This is a genomic window from Streptomyces sp. HSW2009 (assembly GCF_040240285.1).
Classification (GTDB): Bacteria; Actinomycetota; Actinomycetes; order Streptomycetales; family Streptomycetaceae; genus Streptomyces.
The window spans coordinates 1-265 of record NZ_JBEHZD010001260.1 but is presented as its reverse complement, the minus strand read 5'-3'; the positions used below and the strand labels follow the sequence as shown (position 1 = coordinate 265).

Annotated in this window: 1 protein-coding gene; it reads right to left on the bottom strand. The window is 89.4% G+C overall.

Annotation, left to right across the window (positions count from 1 at the left end):
* A partial coding sequence (locus AAHZ94_RS35390; RefSeq protein WP_349997723.1) for a hypothetical protein occupies positions 1-265 on the bottom strand: 265 nt, incomplete at both ends.

The window sequence follows — 265 nt, the reverse complement described above, 5'->3', positions numbered from 1 at the left end:
GGGGGGGGGTGGCCGAGGGGGGCGCGGCGGCGGGGGCGGGCGAGCCGCCGGCCGCCGGCGCACCCGATCCCGTACCACCGGCGACGGACGGCCCACCGGCCCCGGCCGCGGACGACGAACAGCAGCCGCCCCCGTCGAACCGCTGACCCCCACCCCACTCGCCAGCCGGCCCCCCCCCCCCCCCCCCCCCCCCCGCGCCCCCGGGCCCCCCCCCCCCCCCCCCCCGGCCCCCCCCCGACCCGGCCCGCGGCCGGGGGGCGCGGCG